The sequence below is a fragment of the Brevundimonas faecalis genome (assembly GCF_040549405.1).
Taxonomy (GTDB): Bacteria; Pseudomonadota; Alphaproteobacteria; order Caulobacterales; family Caulobacteraceae; genus Brevundimonas; species Brevundimonas faecalis.
In genome coordinates, this window is record NZ_JBEPTF010000001.1 from 203929 (window position 1) to 223923 (window position 19995).

The 19995-nt window shown below is 67.1% G+C and carries 19 protein-coding genes; 8 read left to right on the forward strand and 11 right to left on the reverse strand.

The features are described from left to right. Window positions 1-76 precede the first annotated feature (76 nt). Window positions 77-313, reverse strand: coding sequence for a hypothetical protein (locus ABIE19_RS00895; protein ID WP_354087227.1), 237 nt, complete (start codon window positions 311-313; stop codon window positions 77-79). A 137-nt stretch (window positions 314-450) separates the two neighbouring features. Beyond that, a complete protein-coding gene (locus ABIE19_RS00900) occupies window positions 451-1713 on the reverse strand; it encodes a type III PLP-dependent enzyme (RefSeq protein ID WP_354087228.1) in 1263 nt (420 codons plus the stop codon). A 259-nt stretch (window positions 1714-1972) separates the two neighbouring features. On the opposite strand from ABIE19_RS00900, the gene phnC reads away from it, so the two are divergent. From phnC to ABIE19_RS00920, 4 genes are all read left to right on the forward strand, one after another. After that, on the forward strand, window positions 1973-2770 hold the full coding sequence (gene phnC / locus ABIE19_RS00905; protein ID WP_354087229.1) for a phosphonate ABC transporter ATP-binding protein: 798 nt from the start codon (window positions 1973-1975) through the stop codon (window positions 2768-2770). Beyond that, window positions 2767-3774: a phosphate/phosphite/phosphonate ABC transporter substrate-binding protein gene (gene phnD, locus ABIE19_RS00910; RefSeq protein WP_354087230.1), complete on the forward strand. Its 1008-nt coding sequence runs from the start codon at window positions 2767-2769 to the stop codon at window positions 3772-3774. Before phnC ends, phnD begins: the two co-directional genes overlap by 4 nt. A 65-nt stretch (window positions 3775-3839) precedes the next feature. Next, window positions 3840-4583, forward strand: coding sequence for a phosphonate ABC transporter, permease protein PhnE (phnE, locus tag ABIE19_RS00915; protein ID WP_354088566.1), 744 nt, complete (start codon window positions 3840-3842; stop codon window positions 4581-4583). Between the two features lie 113 nt (window positions 4584-4696). Further along, complete coding sequence (locus ABIE19_RS00920) at window positions 4697-5770, forward strand: substrate-binding domain-containing protein (protein ID WP_354087231.1); 1074 nt, start codon at window positions 4697-4699, stop codon at window positions 5768-5770. 108 nt (window positions 5771-5878) lie between these two features. Here ABIE19_RS00920 and ABIE19_RS00925 read toward each other — a convergent pair whose 3' ends face one another. Then, window positions 5879-6964, reverse strand: coding sequence for a glycosyltransferase family 4 protein (locus ABIE19_RS00925; protein ID WP_354087232.1), 1086 nt, complete (start codon window positions 6962-6964; stop codon window positions 5879-5881). A 414-nt stretch (window positions 6965-7378) separates the two neighbouring features. On the opposite strand from ABIE19_RS00925, the gene putA reads away from it, so the two are divergent. Continuing rightward, window positions 7379-10495, forward strand: a complete 3117-nt coding sequence (gene putA / locus ABIE19_RS00930) for a bifunctional proline dehydrogenase/L-glutamate gamma-semialdehyde dehydrogenase PutA (protein ID WP_354087233.1) — start codon at window positions 7379-7381, stop codon at window positions 10493-10495. Between the two features lie 3 nt (window positions 10496-10498). On the opposite strand, the gene ABIE19_RS00935 is transcribed toward putA, so the two are convergent. The 5 genes from ABIE19_RS00935 to ABIE19_RS00955 all read right to left on the reverse strand — a co-directional run bounded on the left by ABIE19_RS00935 (window position 10499) and on the right by ABIE19_RS00955 (window position 15117). Beyond that, window positions 10499-11092, reverse strand: coding sequence for an acyltransferase (locus ABIE19_RS00935; protein ID WP_354087234.1), 594 nt, complete (start codon window positions 11090-11092; stop codon window positions 10499-10501). Between the two features lie 11 nt (window positions 11093-11103). Then, the gene (gene phbB / locus ABIE19_RS00940; RefSeq protein WP_354087235.1) at window positions 11104-11823 is read right to left on the reverse strand and encodes an acetoacetyl-CoA reductase; all 720 of its coding nucleotides are present in this window, start codon (window positions 11821-11823) and stop codon (window positions 11104-11106) included. A 196-nt stretch (window positions 11824-12019) separates the two neighbouring features. Beyond that, window positions 12020-12937, reverse strand: coding sequence for a hydroxymethylglutaryl-CoA lyase (locus ABIE19_RS00945; RefSeq protein ID WP_354087236.1), 918 nt, complete (start codon window positions 12935-12937; stop codon window positions 12020-12022). Continuing rightward, window positions 12937-14610 (reverse strand): ArnT family glycosyltransferase, encoded by a 1674-nt coding sequence (locus tag ABIE19_RS00950; protein WP_354087237.1) that lies wholly within the window; start codon window positions 14608-14610, stop codon window positions 12937-12939. Before ABIE19_RS00950 ends, ABIE19_RS00945 begins: the two co-directional genes overlap by 1 nt. A gap of 39 nt (window positions 14611-14649) precedes the next feature. Beyond that, on the reverse strand, window positions 14650-15117 hold the full coding sequence (locus ABIE19_RS00955; protein WP_354087238.1) for a DUF2867 domain-containing protein: 468 nt from the start codon (window positions 15115-15117) through the stop codon (window positions 14650-14652). A gap of 115 nt (window positions 15118-15232) precedes the next feature. Between ABIE19_RS00955 and ABIE19_RS00960 the strand changes: the two genes are divergently transcribed. Together ABIE19_RS00960 and ABIE19_RS00965 are read left to right on the forward strand one after the other, a co-directional pair. Then, entirely contained in the window at window positions 15233-15970 is a 738-nt protein-coding gene (locus ABIE19_RS00960; RefSeq protein ID WP_354087239.1) for a glycosyltransferase family 2 protein, read from the forward strand. A 66-nt stretch (window positions 15971-16036) separates the two neighbouring features. Next, the gene (locus tag ABIE19_RS00965) at window positions 16037-16438 is read left to right on the forward strand and encodes a hypothetical protein (RefSeq protein WP_354087240.1); all 402 of its coding nucleotides are present in this window, start codon (window positions 16037-16039) and stop codon (window positions 16436-16438) included. 353 nt (window positions 16439-16791) lie between these two features. On the opposite strand, the gene ABIE19_RS00970 is transcribed toward ABIE19_RS00965, so the two are convergent. The 3 genes from ABIE19_RS00970 to trhA form a co-directional block, all read right to left on the reverse strand. Then, the gene (locus ABIE19_RS00970) at window positions 16792-17160 is read right to left on the reverse strand and encodes a hypothetical protein (RefSeq protein ID WP_354087241.1); all 369 of its coding nucleotides are present in this window, start codon (window positions 17158-17160) and stop codon (window positions 16792-16794) included. Then, window positions 17157-17801: a polyhydroxyalkanoate synthesis repressor PhaR gene (gene phaR / locus ABIE19_RS00975; protein ID WP_354087242.1), complete on the reverse strand. Its 645-nt coding sequence runs from the start codon at window positions 17799-17801 to the stop codon at window positions 17157-17159. Before phaR ends, ABIE19_RS00970 begins: the two co-directional genes overlap by 4 nt. A gap of 90 nt (window positions 17802-17891) precedes the next feature. Next, window positions 17892-18602, reverse strand: a complete 711-nt coding sequence (gene trhA / locus ABIE19_RS00980; protein ID WP_354087243.1) for a PAQR family membrane homeostasis protein TrhA — start codon at window positions 18600-18602, stop codon at window positions 17892-17894. Between the two features lie 166 nt (window positions 18603-18768). Here trhA and ABIE19_RS00985 point away from each other — a divergent pair, with 166 nt between their 5' ends. After that, a complete protein-coding gene (locus ABIE19_RS00985; protein WP_354087244.1) occupies window positions 18769-19941 on the forward strand; it encodes an acetyl-CoA C-acetyltransferase in 1173 nt (390 codons plus the stop codon). Window positions 19942-19995: the final 54 nt, after the last annotated feature.

Here is a 19995-nt window from a genome sequence, read left to right on the forward strand (position 1 = left end):
CATAACCGCCTACGTCCTTGAGACTGTTCAACTTGATGAACACCGTGGCCCATCCGTGCGGCGGCAGCAAGGCGGTTCAACCGTTCAGCGACTTCTGATCGTCGTTCGCAACGGCGGAGGCGTCGCGGTCAGCCGCTTCCTGGGCCATGCGCCGACCTTCGTCGGCCAGGGCGGCGTTGATTTCATCCTGATCCGGATCGATGTCCGAGCCCGAGGCCGAGCCGCCTCGCAGGGAGCCTGCCCGGGTGTCCGATCCCGAATCCGTGCCTTCCAGCGCCTTCCGGCGAGCCTCGGCCTGGTCTTCTTCGCTCATGTCGGCCTCCGTCGTTTCTGAAACAAGGCGGAAAGCGGGGCTGCAGTTCCCTGTGTGCGAGACGATGGGCGCCATAAAGAAAGAGCCGCGACCCTGTTCGGATCGCGGCTCCATGTCTTTCGAACCCGAAGGTTGCTTCAGCGCTTGCGCTTGCGCGCGCCGGCCTTGCCCTTGGGACGCGACAGGCGGACTACCTTGCGGGCGGCTTCCTCGGCCGAGGTGCGGACCGTGGGGATGGAACGCGGGGCCAGGCCGTAGAGCGAAGCCATCGGGGCGTCCTCGACCGCGGCGATCTCGTGCTCGCCATAGCCGTTGAAGCCGGTCGTCATGGCCACGCCGTAGGCGCCGAGCATGCCGATTTCGATGAAGTCGCCTTCCTGCACGTCGGCCGGCAGCCAGAACGGACCCGGCATGTGGTCGATGCTGTCGCAGGTCGGACCGTAGAAGCGGAAGGGCTTCAACTCCGACGAGGCTTCGGCGTCACGGACCAGCTTGGTCGGGAAGGGCCAGCGCGAGTGGGTGGCGTCGAACAGCGAGCCATAGGACCCGTCGTTCAGATACAGGGCGTCGCCCTTGCGCAGGTCCACGCGGCACAGCACCGACGAGGACTCGGCCACCAGGGCCCGGCCGGGCTCGCACCAGAGCTCGGTCGTTTCCGACACCGGCATCTCGTTGAAGCCGCGATGGATGGCGTCGGCGTATTCCTGCAGATCCGGCGGGACCATGCCCGGATAGACCGAGGGGAAACCGCCGCCGACGTCGACGATGTCGACGAAGACGCCCGCCTTCTTGATGGCGCGGCCGACCTGGGACATGGCGGCTTCATAGGCCGTGGGGCGCATGCACTGCGAGCCGACGTGGAAGCTGACGCCCATCAGGCCGTCCTTGACCGCCTGGCGTACGGCCAGCAGCAGGGCGGGGGCCTGGTCCGGCGAGACGCCGAACTTGCCCGACAGGGAATAGGCGGCGCCGTCGGCCGAGACGGCCATGCGCACGACCAGGTTCAGGTCGTCGGCGTCGTTGGTCGCCTCGATGATCTTCTGCAACTCGTCATGGCTGTCGAGCACGAAGGTGCGCACGCCGTGATCGGCGTAGGCGGCACGGATCGCGCCGCGGCTCTTGACCGGGTGCATGAAGGCCAGGCGCGCGTTCGGGCTGACCGAGCGAACCAGCTCGATCTCGGCGAGCGAGGCGACGTCGAAGGCGTTGACGCCCTGCTCGACCAGGGTCTCGATGACCCAGCGCGAAGGGTTCGCCTTCACCGCATAGAAGACGTCGGCTTTCAGATTATCCTGGAACCAGCGCGCCGCTACGGAAACCGAACGCGGTCGCACGAGTGCGACGGGACGTTCAGGGGACCGCTCACGGACCAGGTCCAGGGGAAGTTGGTACGTGCGCAATTCACGTAACCCCCTGATGATTGTTAACCCAGACCGGCGTTAGCGGCGCAAGTTGGGACCTACGGGGTCCGCCGGAACGCGCGATATGGGGTCATTGGCCTGTCATGTAAAGTGGAAATTTTGTGGCGAAGCGGGGCCTCGGGCGTCGCGCGGGCGCCGCGTACTGGACGAAATCGACGCAGGCATGCCATTAAGACTTGCCGAAACGCGTCTGAAGCGTCATGCGGCGCCCCCTGTTGCAACCGACACCCACGGGTTCATGAGTTCTTCAACCGCCGCCGTCGCGTCCGTACGGGATGTGTCGAAGACCTATGGAGCTAGGAAGGCGCTCGACGGCGTGTCCGTCGAAGTGGCCGCCGGCGAAATGGTCGCCCTGATCGGTCCGTCCGGATCGGGCAAGTCCACCCTGCTGCGCTCCATCACCGGCCTGCACCCCATCGATCCCGGCAAGGGGACGATCCAGGTGTTCGGCGAGACCGTTCAGCAGAACGGCCGCATCACGGGCGCCGTGCGCAAGGCGCGCGGCCGCCTTGGCATGATCTTCCAGCAGTTCAATCTGGTGGGGCGTCTGTCGCTCTTCTCCAACGTCATGCTCGGCGCGCTCGGGCGTCTGCCGGGCTGGCGGGGCGTCTTCGGCGTCTGGCCCAAGGCCGACAAGGACAAGGCCATGGCGGCCCTGCACCGCGTCGGCGTGTCCGATTATGCGGCTCAGCGCGCCAACACCCTGTCGGGCGGCCAGCAGCAGCGCGGCGCCATCGCCCGCGCCATCGTCCAGGGCGCACAGGCGATCCTGGCCGACGAGCCCGTCGCCTCGCTGGACCCGGTTTCGGCCCGCAAGGTCATGGAGCTTCTGGTCGAACTGAACAAGCGCGACGGCATGGGCGTGATCGTCACCCTGCACCAGGTCGACTACGCTATCCGATATTGCGACCGCGTCATCGCCCTGCAGAAGGGCAAGGTGGTCTATGATGGTCCCTCGACCGGTCTCGACTCCAAGCGCCTGATTGAAATCTACGGTCCCGAATACGAGGACGCGTTCTGGGAAGCCAAGGCATGACCCGCACCCCTATGACCCGCCGCCTTCTGGGCGTCGCCGCCGTCGCCGCTCTGACCCTGGGCCTCGCCGCTTGCGGCAAGGGCGAAGAGGGCAAGTCGGGCGCTGCTCCGACCGAAATCACCTTCTCCATCCTGTCGGCCGAAGGTCAGGCCTCGTCTGGTCCCCTGTGGCAACCGCTGCTGGACGACATGTCCAAGGCGATCGGCGTGCCGGTGAAGCCCTACTTCGGCTCGAACTATACGGTTCTGGTCGAGGCCATGCGCGGCAACCACACTCAGGTCGGCTGGTTCTCGGCCAAGCCCGAGGTCGAGGCCATCGATCGCGCCAACGCCGAGGTCATCGCCCGTACGGTCAACCGCGAAGGCCTGGACAGCTACCAGTCGACCCTGATCGTCAAGAAGGGCTCGGGCATCACGCTGGACAAGGTGCTGGCCTGCGGCAAGCAGTACAACTTCGGCATCGGCGACGCCCAGTCGACTTCGGGCACCCTGGCGCCCATGACCTTCCTGTTCAACGCGCGCGGCGTCGTGCCGTCGCAGTGCTTCAAGACGGTCCGCTCGGCCAACCATCAGGCCAACGCCTTCGGCGTGGCCACCGGCGTGATCGACGTGGCGACCTCGAACAGCGTCAACACCATCTTCATTCGCCGCGAGAACCCGCAACTGGCTGATCAGATCGAGGAAATCTGGGTCTCGCCGCCGATCCCCGAGAGCGGCATCGTCGTGCGCGAAGATCTGGATCCGGTCGTGAAGGAAAAGATCCGCAGCTTCTTCCTGACCTACGGCCAGGGCGAAGGCCCGGAAGCCGAGCGTCAGCGCAAGGTCCTGGCCGGCCTGGAATATTCGCGCTTCGCCGCTGCGGACGACAGCTACCTGAACCCGATCCGTGAGATGATCGCTGACCAGAAGCGCGGTGAAGCCGAAGCCAAGGGCGACAAGGCCGGCGTCGCCGCCGCGACCGCCGAGCTTCAGCGCCTGCGCAGCCTGCGCGAGGTCCAGCCTTGACCTCTGCTCCGCTGACGCCTGCGGCTGTCCCTGCCGCGCCGCAGAAATCCGCCGTCTCCTGGGCGATGGATGTCCTGGTCTGGGGCGGCGTGATCGCCGTCCTGCTCTACAGCGTCGACGCCGTCGACCTGGGCAATATCTCGCGCCTGTTCTCGGGGAATGAGAGCACGCGTCTGTTCGTCCACGACCTGCTGCGTCCCGACTTCTCCGACTGGAAGATGTTCGTGGGCAAGATGTGGGAGACGGTCCAGATCGCCCTGTGGGGCACCTTCCTGGCCGTGCTGTTCGGCATTCCCCTGGGCCTGGCCGCCGCTCGCAACATGGCGCCGGCCTGGGTCGTGACCCCGGTGCGCTGGGTCATGAACCTGCTGCGTTCCGTGCCCGACCTGGTCATCGGCCTGCTGTTCGTCACCGCCGTGGGCCTTGGCCCTCTGGCCGGCGTTCTGGCCATCACCCTGAACACGGCCGGCGTCCTGGCCAAGCTGTTCTCGGAAGCGGTCGAGTCGATCGACAAGGGGCCGGTCGAGGGCGTGCGCGCCACCGGCGCCACCAAGCTGCACGAGATCGTCTGGGGCGTGATTCCCCAGGTGGCGCCCCTGTGGACCTCCTTCGCCCTCTATCGCTTCGAGTCCAACAGCCGTTCGGCCACCGTCCTGGGCCTGATCGGCGCGGGGGGCATCGGCCAGGTGCTGTTCGACAGCATGAACGCCTTCAACTTCAAGGCCGTATCGGCGATCGTCATCATCGTCGTCGTCGCCGTGACCCTGATCGACACCCTGTCGCAGGTCATGCGCAAGCGCCTGCTCTGACCTGAAGACGCGCTCGGCTTCAAGGTTTGCTCTGACTGTCACAAAGGTCTGGCCGGACCGTCACAATTCGCTGCTCTAAGCGTCGCCAACTGACGTCTGGAGAGGTCCGGCCAATGATCCGTTCCCTGAAAATCACCGCCTGCGCGGCGGCCCTGGCCGCCCTGGCGGCCTGCGGAAACAACGAGGGCGGCGCTGCGGCCCCCGGCAGCCAGAAGGCCCGTGCGGGCATCTGGGCCGCCGGTTCCTCGACCGTCTTCCCCTTCGCCACCCGCGTGGCCGAGAACTTCGCCCGCACCTCGGGCGGCGCTGCGCCGCGCATCGAGTCGCTGGGCACCGGCGGAGGCATCCAGGCCTTCTGCGCCGGCGTTGGCCCCTCGACCCCCGACATCGCCAACGCCTCGCGTCCGATGAAGCAGAGCGAGTTCGACCGTTGCGCCCAGAACGGCGTGACCGACATCGTCGAGATCAAGATCGGCTTCGACGGCATCGTCATCGCCACCGCGCGTACCGGCAACAGCTTCAACTTCGAGCTGAACGACCTCTATGAAGGCCTGGCCAAGGAAGTTCCTGGTCCGAACGGCGCCTTCATCGCCAACCCGGCCAAGACCTGGAACGACGTCAACAAGGGCCTGCCGAACCAGCGCATCCAGGTCTACGGCCCGCCGCCCACCTCGGGCACGCGCGACGCCTTCCTGGAGCTGGGCATGGCGCCGGGCGGCAAGCTGATCCCCGCCGTCGCCGCCTTCAAGGACGACAAGACCAAGTTCGAGACCCTGACCCACACCCTGCGCGAAGACGGCGCCTGGATCGACTCGGGCGAGAACGACAACGCCATCGTCCAGACCCTGACCCGCACCCCGGGCTCGCTGGGCGTGTTCGGGTTCTCCTTCCTGGAGCAGAACATGGACACGGTGAAGGCTGAGACCATCGACGGCATCGCTCCGTCGGCCGAAACCATCGCCAACGGGACCTATCCCCTGGCCCGCAGCCTCTACATCTACGTCAAGAAGGCCCATGTGGGCGTGACGCCCGGCTTGGAGCCGTTCGTCCAGGAGTTCATGTCGGAAGGCGCCGCCGCCCGCGGCGGCTATCTGCAGGACCGTGGCCTGGTGCCGCTGCCGGCCGATCAACTGACGGCCGAGCGCGCCAAGGCCGCGGCCATGACTTCGATGGCCCGTCCGAACTAAACAGGGCCAGGCGTCAAAAAAGAAGCGCCGCAGTCGAAAGGCTGCGGCGCTTTTGCTTTTGCGCGGGGGTGTTGATCGCCGATCGTTTCGGTCGAGCTCAACAGAAGGCTAGGCGGCGGCGCGACGACGCAGGCGGGCGATACGCCGCAGGCGGCGCCAGAAACGGCCGCGTGCAGGTTCAGGGTAGGGCTGCAGATTCTCGACGAACTGTTCGGCAGAGGCCCGCCAACTGAACTTTTCCGCATAGGCGCGGACGACGGCCGGATCGAGCTTTAGGGATTCGAGGCAGGCGGTGCGCAGATCCTTGTCGATGATCCCCGCGTTGGAGCCAGGAATGATGTCGATCGGACCGTGGGCCGGATAGGCGGCGACCGGGGCGCCGGCGGCCATGGCCTCCAGGATCACCAGGCCGAAGGTGTCTGTCCAACTGGGGAAGACAAAGACGTCGGCGTCGGCGAAGCAGCGTGCGAGTTCCTCGCCGAAGCGGGCGCCCAGGAACTTGGCCTCGGGATATTTCGCCTCCAGTTCGACACGGGCGGGGCCGTCTCCAACCACGATCTTGGTACCGGGCAGGTCCAGTTCCAGGAAGGCTTCGATGTTCTTCTCGACGGCCACCCGACCGACGTTCAGGAAGAAGGGGCGGGGCCAGTTCTCGCCGCCCATCTCCTTGTAGATGGGCTCGAGGTCGGGCCGGAACAGATCGGTGTCCACGCCTCGGGTCCAGGGCGAGACGTTGCGGAAGCCGTGCTCCACCAGTTCGTCGCGCAGAGTCGGCGTCGCCACCATCAGCCGGCCCGACGGCTTGTGGAACCACTTCATGTAGGCGTAGCCGACCTGGACCGGGATCGGGAAACGGGCCGAGACATATTCCGGGAACTTGGTGTGATAGCTGGTCGTGAACGGCAGCTTCCACTCCACGCAGATGCGGCGCGTGGCTATGCCCAGCGGACCTTCGGTGGCGATGTGCACGGCTTCGGGTTCGATGGCGCGCAAGCGCTCGCGAATCTCTTCCTCGGCGCCCAAGGCCAGACGGATTTCCGGATAGGTGGGGCAGGGGATGGTCTTGAACTGGCTGGGTTCGATGACCTCGACCTCATGACCCATGGCGCGGCATTCAGCCACGGTGCGAGTCAGGGTGCGGACGACGCCGTTGACCTGGGGTTCCCAGGCGTCGGTGACCAGAACAATGCGCATGAAGTCGAAAGGGCCCCGGGCCGTTACGCTGAGCCGGAAGTTCTAGACGGTTAAGATGACGAAGGCGAGACGGGTTCGGCTCGTCGCAGATCGGTTCGATTCACCTTTTCGGGATCGCGCCTTCCGCCACCGACGGCGTCAAGATCGATGGGCTGGGCGGGCGCCGCCGTTCATCGTAACCTATGAGCACAGCCTAACGAATCGGCTGACCACGCTTGTCCTGTCCAGCGCCTTCAGCAAGGATGAGAGCCTAGTGTGACGGGAGGCTGATTGTAAGCCCGTCTTTCTTGGTTTTGTGTGAAACCTCGGCGTCTGCCTGAATAATCGTCGCCTGCCTGCGTCTCGATACGATGCACCTTCGGCCGTGGCCGCCATATACGCTAAAATCCTGTGGGTGCTTTCCCGGATGAGAATATGACGCCGAACGACCTTCGCCATTGGGACGATCTGGACCGCGACAAGTACCGCGACGAGCGTGAAACCGTCGCCGCTCTCCTGGCGGCGGCGCCCCTGGAGGGACAGACGCGGACCGATGTCTTCCGCGACGCGGTCGTCCTGGTCGAACAGGCCCGCGCCAGCCAGAAGAAGCAGGGCGTGGTCGAGAGCTTCCTGCAGGAGTTCTCGCTCGGCACCCGCGAAGGCCTGGCCCTGATGTGTCTGGCCGAGGCCCTGCTGCGCACGCCCGACGCCGACACGCGCGACCGCCTGATCGCCGAGAAGATCGGCTCGGCCGACTGGGCCTCGCACCTGGGTCAGTCGGACAGCCTGTTCGTCAACGCCTCGACCTGGGGCCTGATGCTGACCGGCAAGCTGGTCGATGCGGATGACGAGGCCAAGGCCGATCTGCCGGGCTTCCTGAAGCGTATCGCGGGCCGCCTGGGCGAGCCGGTCATTCGTCAGGCCGTGGCCACCGCCGTCAAGATCATGGGCGAGCAGTTCGTGGTCGGCCGCACCATCGAGGCGGCGCTGAAGCGTTCGGACCGCGAGGGTTGGCTGTGCAGCTTCGACATGCTGGGCGAGGGCGCCCGCACCGCCGCCGACGCCGAGCGCTATGAGAAGATCTACGCCGACGCCATCGAGGCCGTGGGCAGGACCGCCAAGGGTCAGGGGCCGGAAGCCGGCCACGGCGTCTCGGTCAAGCTGTCGGCCCTGTCGCCCCGCTATCAGGCGGTTCAGGAAGACCGCGTGTGGGAGGAGCTCTATCCCCGCATCCTGCGTCTGGCCCGGATCGCCGCCAAATATGACATCAACTATACGATCGACGCCGAAGAAGCCGACCGTCTGGCCCTGTCGCTGAAGCTGCTGGAACGGTTGGCCCGGGAGCCGGAACTGGGCGACTGGAAGGGGCTGGGCCTGGCCGTTCAGGCCTATCAGAAGCGCACGACCGAAACGGTGGAGAAGCTGGCCGAGCTGGCCAAGTCCTCGGGCCGTCGTCTGATGGTGCGGCTGGTCAAGGGCGCCTATTGGGACACCGAGATCAAGCTGGCCCAGGTCAACGGCCGCACTGACTATCCGGTCTTCACCACCAAGCCGGCGACCGACCTCAACTATCTGGTCTGCGCCAAGGCCCTGATCGAGGCCTCGCCCTACATCTACGCCCAGTTCGCCACCCACAACGCCCACACCCTGGCGGCTGTGCGGCGTATGGCCAAGGATCGCGGCGTCGTCATCGAGCACCAGCGCCTGCATGGCATGGGCGAAGCCCTCTACGACGCCGCCCATGCGGCCTGGACCGACGAGAAGGTCATCGTGCGGGCCTATGCCCCCGTCGGCGGCCACGAAGAACTGCTGCCCTATCTGGTGCGCCGCCTGCTGGAGAACGGCGCCAACTCATCCTTCGTCCACGCCCTGTTGGACGAACGCGTTCCGGCGTCCGACGTGGCCGCCGACCCCATTACGGCCGTCGAGGCCCAACCTGACCGTCACCCCAGGATTCCCGTCCCCATGAACATCTACGGCGATCGCCAGAACTCTCTCGGCCGCGACTATTCCCAGGCCGCCGACCGCGAACGCCACGCCAAGGCCCTGGAGCGCGTCGACAGCGAGAAGCTGACCTCCGGCCCGATCATCGGCGGCAAGCTGCGCGCCGGGGTGAACCCGCAGGACGTCACCAACCCCTACGACCGCTCGCAGGTGCTGGGTCATGTGTCGGAAGCCTCGGCCGAGGACGTGGACGCCGCCGTCAACGCCGCCGCTGAGGCCCAGGTCGCCTGGGACCGTATCGGCGGCGCCGGTCGCGCCCCGATCCTGCGCGCCATGGCCGACGTGCTGGAAGCCGACATGGACCGTCTGGTCGCCCTGCTGTCGCGTGAAGCGGGCAAGACCCTGAACGACGGCGTGGCCGAGGTGCGCGAAGCCGCCGACTTCTGCCGCTACTACGCCCTGCTGGCCGAGCGCGACTTCGGCGGACGCCAGACCCTGAAGGGGCCTACCGGCGAGACCAATGAACTGGTCCTGCACGGCCGAGGCGTCTTCGCCGCCATCAGCCCGTGGAACTTCCCCCTGGCCATCTTCGCCGGTCAGATCGCCGCCGCCTTGGCCGCTGGCAACGCCGTCGTGGCCAAGCCCGCCGAGCAGACCCCGCTGATCGCCGCCGAAGCTGTCCGCCTCTTCTACAGGGCCGGTCTGAACCCCGACCTGCTGGCCCTGGTCCCCGGTCGCGGCGAGGTCGTCGGCGCGGCCCTGACCAATCACCCCGGCATTGACGGCGTGGCCTTCACCGGCGGCACCGACACGGCCAGCGCCATCAACAGGGGCCTGGCCGCGCGTCCCGGCGCCATCATCCCCTTCATCGCCGAGACCGGCGGCCTGAACGCCATGTTCGTGGACACCACGGCGCTGAAGGAACAGGTCATCGACGACGTCATCCTGTCGGCCTTCGGTTCGGCCGGCCAGCGCTGCTCGGCCCTGCGCATCCTCTATGCGCCCAAGGAGGCCGCCGACGCCCTGATCGAGGGTCTGAAGGGCGCCCTGGCCGCCCAGGTCGTGGCCGACCCGACCGATCCCAAGAGCGACATCGGCCCGGTCATCGACGCCGAAAGCCGCGCCAATCTGGAAGCTCACGTCGAGCGGCTGTCGAAGGAGGCCAGGATCGTCGCCCGCGCCGACCTGCCAGCCGGCGCCGACAAGGGCGACCTGTTCGCCCCGACCATCGCCGAGATCCCCACGCCGGACTTCCTGGAGCGCGAGGTCTTCGGCCCCATCCTGCACGTCTATCGCTACGACTCGAAGGATCTGAAATCGGTCGCCGCCAAGCTGGCGGCGCGCGGCTATGGTCTGACCCTGGGCGTTCACAGCCGCATCGAAGCCTTCGCCGACGAGGTCGTGCGCCTGGTCCCGGCCGGCAACGTCTATGTGAACCGCTCGATCATCGGCGCTGTCGTCGGCGTCCAGCCCTTCGGCGGTGAAGGTCTGTCCGGCACCGGTCCCAAGGCCGGCGGCCCCAACAGCCTGATCCGATATGCAGCGGAGAAGGCCATCAGCGTCAACATCGCGGCGCAGGGCGGTGATCCGGCGCTGCTGAACCTGTAGGGATCAGGTTCGATCACCCGATGCGGCCATCAGCAGGGCTTCCTTTTCAAGGAGGTCTTGCTTCCTAGGCGCCAGCTTCCTGCAAGGGGCGCCCGAGTAAATGCCCCAGGGTTCAAGGCTCTTGTTCACCATCGATAGGGCGCCGACCGCAGAGCCTTCTCCGATCGTGCAGCCGGGAAGCACAATGCTGCCCGAGCCGATGATGACGTGACGGTTCAGCACAATCGGCGCCCGCTTGACTGCCGTATAGGCGGCCGGGACGGTAGGATTGGTCATGGCGCGTCCCGTATAGTCGTCGCTTGCAGAGTACAACGACACGCCCCCCGACAGTCCGGCGAAATCTTCCATCGTGACGCCGCCGGCGCCGCCGATATAGGCGCCGCCGCCGATATGGACATAGCGGCCTATGCGGACAAACCCCGACACAGCGACGATGGAAGCATAACTATCGATCCGGACGTGATCGCCGAGGTCGATGTTGCCGAGGCCTACCAGGGAGCAGTCCTTGGCGACCTTGACGTTGTCCCCGACAGAGCGGAAGCCGAAAGTTCTCAATTCGTCAGAGAGGTAGTATCCGGCGTCGAATGGATTGTTCATAAAGGCTTTCCTTAGCTCAGATATTGGCCGCCGTTGACGTTGAGGGTTTCACCCGTGATGAACCCTGCATCCCGGCTGGCTAGGAATGAAACGCAGCGTGCGACGTCCTCGGGCTGCCCCAGGCGCCCGACGGGAATCTGGTCAGTGATCATCATCATGGTTTCCGGCTTCAGCGCGCCCAGCATCGAGGTGTCGATATAGCCGGGAGCGACGATGTTCGCCGTAATGCCCTTGCGGGCACCCTCAAGGGCCAATGATTTCGTGAACCCGATAACGCCAGCCTTGGCGGCCGCATAGTTAGCTTGGCCGAATTGGCCCTTGAGCCCGTTGATAGAACTGATGTTGATTACGCGACCGAATCCTTGCTCCCGCATCCCGTCCCAAACTTGACGCGTCATGTTGAAGAGGCCGTCGAGATTGGTCCCGATGACCCTTTCCCAGTCGTTCTCGGAGAGCTTGTGGAAGGGGGCGTCGCGGCAGATTCCGGCGTTATTGATAAGAGTGTCCACCGGGCCGGAGCTAGAGTTCACTTCTTGAACCGCGGCAGCGCACTCGTCCAAACGCGAGACATCACACTTGAGCGTCATGATGCCGAGTTCATCACGACAATGTTTCGCCGCTTCCTCGTCACGGCTGAAGAGGGCTGTGACCTGGAACCCCTCGGCGAGCAATCGGCGGCATATCGCCATTCCAATGCCGCCGGTTCCACCTGTCACGATTGCCGTGCGCATCGACTTCTCCTTAATCTGTATAGAGCCGTCTAGCCCGCTACACGGCAACCCTTAGCGTTGTCGAAAAGCTCTAAGTTTAGTCCGAACTGTCTGATTTCCGAAGCGCGACTGGGGCCTCTCGACGTTCTGACAGTGGGAACAGGGTATGCGGCGAATGCTCTGTTCCTTGATCGGCCTCGGACGGTAGCGGACTAGATTAACGCTTCGGGAATGGTCCGGATCGATCCAGGGCGCTTCTATTCGATCTGCCGATCCGGTCGCCGATCCAGCGAGCGCTCTCGATCAGCTTGTCGAGGTCGTAGCCGGTCGAGAAGCCAGCGCGTTCCAGCATGTAGACGAGGTCTTCGGTGGCGATGTTGCCCGTGGCGCCGGGCGCGAAGGGACAGCCGCCTATGCCGCCGACCGAGGCGTCGAGGATGTCCACCCCGGCTTCGACCCCGGCGTAGGCGTTGGCCAGGCCGGTGTTGCGGGTGTCGTGGAAATGCAGGCGCAGCGTGGCGTCGGGCGCGGCCTTGCGGGCGGCCTCGACCTTCTTCGTCACACTCCACGGGTCGCCGACGCCGATGGTGTCGGCCAGGGCGATCTCCTCGACGCCCAGGGCGGCGATGCGGGCGACCAGATCGCTGACCTGTTCGACCGAGACCTCGCCGTCGAAGGGGCAGCCCCAGACGCAGGACAGGGTGGCCGACAGCTTCGGCGTCGCGCCGGGCGCGCCTTCGGCATTGGCGCGGCCCGCCAGGATGTCGGCCAGCATCTGCACCTGCTGATCGACGTTCAGTCCCTGGTTCTTCAGGCCGAAGCCGTCGGTGGCGGACATGGCGACGTTGACCTCGTCCACGCCCGTGCCGAGGGCGCGGTCATAGCCCTTGCCGTTGAGCACCAGGCCGATGCGGCTGCGGCCTTCGGTGCGGGGCAGGGCGGCCATGACCTCTTCGGCGCCGGCCATCTGGGGCACGTACTTGGGATGGACAAAGCTGACGGCCTCGATGCGTTTGGCGCCCGCGGCTTCGAGGCGGCGCACGAAGTCGGCGCGGACGGCGGGTTCCAGCACCGTCTTCTCGTTCTGCAGGCCGTCGCGGGGGCCGACCTCGACGATCTGGATGAAACGTCCCATCAGCGCGCGCTCCTTTCGCCCGCTCCGGCGGGGGCGTAGACGGTCAGGCGCACGTCGTCGCCCGAGGAATAGTTGTGGCCGCTGACCACGCCCACGGCCCGTCCGGCGGCGCCCAGTTCGGCTAGGGCGCGACGGAAGGCGTCGTCGTCGTGGGTCTCGACGATGGCGGGGCGGCCTTCGGCCAGGGCGCGGGCCGCGCCGGCGCCGTCGGTCAGCTGGGTGTCGCGGCCGGTCAGGAAGACGAAGCTGGGCTCGTGGAAGCCGGTGATGGCCACCGGGCCCGGATAGCGGCCCTGGCGGGGGCTGAGCTCGGCCGACTCCAGGGTCTTCACCAGGCGCGGGGCGATGGACAGGGGGCGAAGCTGGCGGATGGTGCCGGCCAGGCCCGCATGGGCGATGACGCCGCAGACGATGGCGGCCAGAACCCCGGTCGCGGCCGCCCGGTTGACCAGCATGAAGCCGCCGACCGCCGCCGCCAGGACGGCGAAGACGATGGTCAGGGTCGCCCAGGTCTGGGCGGTCGAACGGCCGAACTCGGTCAGGCCGTAGACGGTGATCAGGCAGATGACCACGGCGGCGAACAGCCCCAGCAGGGCGCCCGTCACGCGCGAGACCTTGCCGATCGGCCGCATCAGGGCGGCGGCGGCCAGGAGGGCGATCGCGCCGAAGGTGGGCAGGGTGTAGTGCCACAGCTTGGTCGGGGCTATCTCGAACATCAGCCAGGCGGGAACCAGCCAGCAGACGGCGAAGCGGATGGCCGGTTCGGCGCGGCGGCTCCAGCCCGTCGACAGGGCGGCGGGCAGCATCAGGGTGACGGGGAAGAGCAGCAGGGGCGACAGCAGGACATACATGCCGGGGAAGCCGCCGTGGCTTTCGTGCGCGCCGGCCAGCTTGGGCGCCAGGTCGCCGCCGATGGCTTCACGCCAGAAGCCGCCGTCGGTGGCGATGGTGATGGCGATGGCCCAGGGCCCGACCAGCAGGGCCAACAGCGGCAGGCCCCAGCCCCAGCCCAGCTTGCCCAGCCAGCGGATGTTCCGATCCCAGACCGACAGGGCGATGATCGACAGGGCCACGACCAGCAGGCCGATGGGCCCCTTGATCAGGACGGACAGGCCTATGCCCGCCCAGAACAGCAGCTTGTGCCATCGCACCGGTTTCTCGTTGGCGCGGGTCGCCATGTAGATGCGGGCGAGGGCGGCCATGGACAGGGTGGTCAGGCCGCACAGCATGGCGTCGGTCTTGGCTATGCCCGCCTCGGTCGACAGCAGGAAGGTCGCGCCCAGCATGGCGCCGGCCAGAAAGCCTGCGCGATTGCCAAACAGGGCGGCCCCTGCCCAGGCCACCGCCCAGGCGGCCAGCATGGCCCCGAACAGCGACGGCAGGCGATAGGGCTGGATGGCTCGGTCCTCGACGTCGGAGGTCAAGGCCACGGCGGCGGCCTGCATCCAGTAGATGCCGACCGGCTTCTTCCAGCGCGGTTCGTCCTGGAAGCGGATGTCGACGAAGTCGCCGCTTTCCAGCATCTGGGCCGTGGCCTGGGCGAAGCGGCTCTCGTCCCGGTCCAGCGGGGGCAGCAGCATCAGGCTAGGCAGGCCCGCGATCAGGGTCAGCAGGGCCGCCAGAACGGGGCCGCGCCAGCCGGCGATGAGATGATCCAGGTTCGGGCGGTTCATGGCCCTGTCGTATCACGCCGGACGCGGCGCCCGGAAGCTTCAGCTTGCAAGGGCGCCCAGCATTCGCGCCACGATCCGTTTGTGAAAGGGGGTGACGACAAGGATGTAGGCCCGGCCGAACAGGTTGTGGCGGTCGACCAGGGTGGCGATGCTGACATTGTGTTTCAACTGCGGGGCCGATGTCGAAGGGGCGGCGAGCTCCACCCGGAGGACGATGCGGAAGTCCAGGTGACGGTCGTCAAGGCCGACCACGATTTCCTCCGCCCGTTCGGCCAGGACGGGGAAACCGTCGATGTCGCCGGTCTTCAGCCCAACCAGCCGGACCAGGCCGTTCCGCACGGCCATCAGCCGGTGGATCCAGGCGGGCGTCTGTCCGGTCATGCGTTCCAGCGCCTGGCGGGCGGTCAGGGGGCCGGCCACGTTCTCGACGTCGAAGCGGTCGGCCCAGTCTGCCGTCGGCAGGGCCGGGTGGGGCAGGGCGAGCGGCAGTTCGCGGGCGACGATCACGGCGAGGCTCCTTGGCTTTGCATCAGGCATCCTCCCGGACGGTCCGGCGCGCCATGAGACGGAACGCCGCGCGTCGCCGTTTCGCTGAACCCTCGGCTGCGCTATGGAGCCAGGAATGACCGACAGCAAAGCCTCCGCGCCTGACATCTCCGTCGTCGTGCCCGTCCATGACGAATCCGGCGCCGCCGTGCCCCTGGCCCGCGAGATCGCCGAGGCCTTCGCCGGGCGGTCCTATGAGATGATCTTCGTCGACGACGCCAGCCGCGACGCGACCCTGGCCGAGTTGAAGGCGGCCATGGCCGAACTGCCGGCCCTGCGGGTCCTGGCTCACGGGACCAACGCCGGACAGAGCCGGGCGGTCCGCACCGGCGTCCTGGCGGCGCGCGCGCCCATCGTCGTCACCCTGGACGGAGACGGACAGAATCCGCCCGCCGACGCCCCGCGCCTGGCCGACGCCCTGATCGGCGCCCCGGCGAACGTGGCCCTGGTCGGCGGGGTCCGCGCCAAGCGTCAGGACACCCAGGCCAAGCGCCGGGCCTCCCTGTGGGCCAACCGCATCCGCAAGAAGCTGCTGGAGGACGACGCCGACGATACGGGCTGCGGGCTGAAGGCCTTCCGGCGCGACGCCTTCCTGCGCCTGCCCTACTTCGATCACATCCACCGCTATCTGCCGGCCCTGATGATCCGCGAGGGCTACGAGAACCGCTACCTGGACGTCGATCACCGCCACCGCGAGACGGGCCGGTCGAAATACACCAACTGGGGACGGCTGCGGGCTTCCTTCTCCGACCTGCTGGGCGTGATGTGGCTGAAGTCCCGGTCGCGCCGACCCGGAGCGATCAGCGAATTCTGAAGCCGGCTTGACCATATGGCGGAGGACCCGAAACAGGGTTAAGCATGGGGCTCTGGAGGGGACGCCATGCTGGTCGCCATACCGCTGCTGATCGTGCCGGTCGCGCTTTACAACCTGCTGATCTTCCTGGGCGGAGGGGGCGGGGTGCTGGACGAGGTCCTGTTCCGCCTGCCCATGACTTCGGGCGCCGAATGGGCGGTCAAGGTCGGCGACCTGATCCTGTTCGCCTCCCTGTTGCTGCTGTTCGTGGAACTGCTGAAATCGACGTCCAGCCAGAGGGTGGCCATCGTCAACCACGCCCTGTCCATGACCCTGTTCGTCGTCTGCCTGGTGGAGTTCCTGCTGCTGCCGGGCTTCGCGGGGTCGGTCTTCTTCCTGGTCCTGACCATGGTGATGCTGGATGTCCTGGCGGGCTTCATCGTCACCATCATCGCCTCGCGCCGCGACTTCGACCTGACGCCGCGCTGAGGGCGGGACGAAAAACAGGGTCTGAAAGGTCTGAATCGTCCGAAATCGGACACGGCGGAGCCATGTCGCCGGTTGGGGCCGGCGCCGAAAACAGGGTCTGAATCGTCTGAAAGGTCTGAAACCGCCAATGGGCGGTCAGCATCCTGGCGCGTTTTCGTCATGCCCGTTCCCCTCCGGCGCGAGGGGCGGAGGATAGGCTGAGGGTGCGTCAGAAGCGGGCGTCAACTGAAGGCGACGAAGACCAGGGCGACGACGGCGACGTCGAACAGGCGGCTGGCGAAGGCGAGGGCGGCGGTCATGGGCGAGGTTCCGGTCGAGGTCGACCGGGATTTCGCAAGCCGTGTGCCAGTCGGTCAGATCTCGGTGCGGGTCGCCTTTCCGACGCGGGGGCGGCGGTCGTTCCGGCCCGAATATTCCCGGCCCAGGTAGCTGGAGCGGGCTGCGTCCAGCACGGGAGGGCCGCCCTTGAGGCCGCGCTTCTGGCCCGCCTGGCCGATGACCTGGGCGGCGAAGACGGCGGGCGGGGCGGGCGGAGAGACGGCAGGCTTTGCCGGGGAGGCGGCATGATCGACCCGCTCCCCGGCCGGGACCAGGTCGCGAGCCTCGGCCTCGGGCGTGTCGTCGGAAGGCGAGCGCCGCTGTTGACGGCGGCGTTCGCCCTCGCGGCGTTCCTGCACCACATGGCCCTCGATCGGGCCGACAGGGCGCACGCCGTCCGTCATTTCCGCTCGTCGCCCCCGGCCAGGCGGTCCAACTGGGCCTTCATCTGGTCCATCTGGCGACGCATCTCGTCCAGGGCGCTCGCTTCGGTGGCGGGCGGGGTCTTGGCCGCGGGTTCGGCCTGGGTCTGGGCTTCCGGTTCGGCCGAGGCCTCGGCGCGGCCGTAGGCGAAGCCGGGGAACATCTTCATGGCGCGTTCGAACATGGCCATGTTCTGGCGCACCGCCTCCTCCATCAGGCCGCCGCCCGGCGTGCCGGCGAAGGCGCGGCTGAACTGGGTGCGCATCTGCTCCTGCTGGCGGGTGAAGGCGTCCAGCGACATCTCCAGATAGGAGGGCAGGACCGACTGCATCGAATTGCCGTAGAAGCCGATCAACTGCCGCAGGAACTGCACGGGCAGCAGGGCCTCGCCCCGGCTTTCCTCCTCGAAGATGATCTGGGTCAGGATCTGCCGGGTCAGGTCGTCGTTCGACTTGGCGTCGTAGACGACGAATTCGACCTCGTCGCGCACCATCTGCGCCAGGTCTTCCAGCGTCACATAGGCGCTGGTCGCGGTGTTGTAGAGCCGCCGGTTCGCATACTTCTTGATGACGACGACGCCGCCGTCACGGGATTTCCCGCCCTCGTTTTTTCTGTCCGCCACGCTTGTTCTCGCGTTGTTGCAACGCCGCACTATCACGCGTCGCGCTCGCGAACGCCAGAGGCTTGACGCTCGGTCAGGTCCTGGAAGGGTTCAGCCCAAGCCCGGCGCCAGGACCACCCCGATCAGGACGGCGGCCCAGTGGACGCCCGCTCCGGCCACGACGAAGCCGTGCCAGATGGCGCGACGGAAGCGCACCTTGCGGCTGATGAAGACGAAGACGCCGGCGGTGTAGATCAGCCCCCCCGTGACCAGCAGGCCCAGGGCCAGGGGGTGGACGGTCTCGATCATCGGCTTCAGCGCGAAGACGGCCACCCAGCCGAACAGGACGTAGACGGCGCTCCAGAAGATGTCGGAGATGCGTGGGGCGAACATCTTGGCCGCCACCCCGCCCAGGGCCATGGCCCAGACGGCCAGGGTGAAGCCGATCGACCAGGCGCCCTCGAACCTCTGGGTGGTGAAGGGGGTGTAGCTGCCGGCGATCATCAGGAAGATGGCCGCTTCGTCCAGCCGCCGCAGGACCGGACGGGCCGCGCACGGGTGCGTCAGGTTGTAGACGGTCGAGGCGGTCAGCATGGCCACCAGGCACAGGGCGTAGACGGCCGTGGCCGCCGCCGCCCCGATCCCGCCATAGACCCCGGCCAGGGCGGCCAGCACCACGCCGCCGATCGCCGCCAGGCCCAGGCCCACGGCGTGGACCCACAGGTCGGCCAGTCTTTCGGCGCGCGTCTGGTAGTGCTCGATCATGTCGAGGTCGTCGGGCGTCCAGACTCGCCGGGCCAGGGATTTCAGCAGCGTCAGCATGGCGTTTCCTTCAAAGCGCGGCCGCGACCGTTGTTCCATCGCTGAGGGTTGCGGGGATGTTGCGGCGCGAAGATGACGTTTTGCTGATTGCTGCATCGCAACAGGTGACGCGGGCGCGGGAATGAGTCACAACCGCCTCCAAGAAATTTCTCCAGGGAGTGAATAAATGACCGACGTCGTCATCGTCTCCGCCGTCCGCACCCCGGTCGGCTCCTTCCTCGGCGGCCTGTCGAGCCTGCCGGCGTCCAAGCTGGGCGAGGTCGCGATCAAGGCCGCGCTGGAGCGGGCGGGCGTGGCTCCGGCCGACGTCGACGAGGTCATTCTGGGTCAGGTGCTGCAGGCGGGGGCGGGCCAGGGCCCGGCGCGTCAGGCCTCGATCGGCGCCGACCTGCCCAACGAGACCCCGGCCTGGAGCCTGAACCAGCTGTGCGGCTCGGGCCTGCGCGCCGTGGCCCTGGCCTATCAGCAGATCATTCAGGGGGATGCGAAGATCGTCGTCGCCGGCGGTCAGGAGAGCATGAGCCAGTCGCCGCACACGGCTCAACTGCGCAACGGCCAGAAGATGGGCGAGCTGGGCTTCAAGGACAGCATGCTGCAGGACGGCCTGATCGACGCCTTCCACGGCTATCACATGGGCCAGACGGCCGAGAACATCGCCGAGCGGTGGTCCATCGACCGCGCCGCCCAGGACGCCTTCGCCGTCGCCAGCCAGAACAAGGCCGAGGCGGCCCAGAAGGCCGGCAAGTTCGTCGATGAGATCGTCCCCGTCACGGTGACGAGCCGCAAGGGCGACGTGGTCGTGGATCAGGACGAGTACATCCGCCACGGCGCCACCATTGAGGCGATGGAGAAGCTGAAGCCCGCCTTCCTGAAGGACGGCACGGTGACGGCCGCCAACGCCTCGGGCATCAACGACGGAGCCGCCGCCCTGGTGCTGATGTCGGCGGACGAAGCCAAGGCGCGCGGTCTTGAACCCCTGGCCCGCATCGCCTCCTGGGCCACGGCGGGCGTGGACCCGGCCATCATGGGCACGGGCCCGATCCCGGCCTCGAAGAAGGCGCTGGAGAAGGCCGGCTGGACCGTCGCCGACCTGGACCTGATCGAGTCGAACGAGGCCTTCGCCGCCCAGTCGTTGTGCGTGGTCAAGGACCTGGGCCTCGACCCGGCCAAGGTGAACGTCAACGGCGGCGCCATCGCCATCGGCCACCCGGTCGGCGCCTCGGGTGCGCGCATCCTGACCACCCTGCTGCACGAGATGAAGCGTTCGGGCGCGAAGAAGGGCCTGGCCACCCTGTGCGTCGGCGGCGGCATGGGCGTGGCGCTCTGCGTCGAACGCTGACAGGTAACGCTGTCCACGTGTCGCGAGGGGAGGCGGAGCGTTGGCGCATTTCCC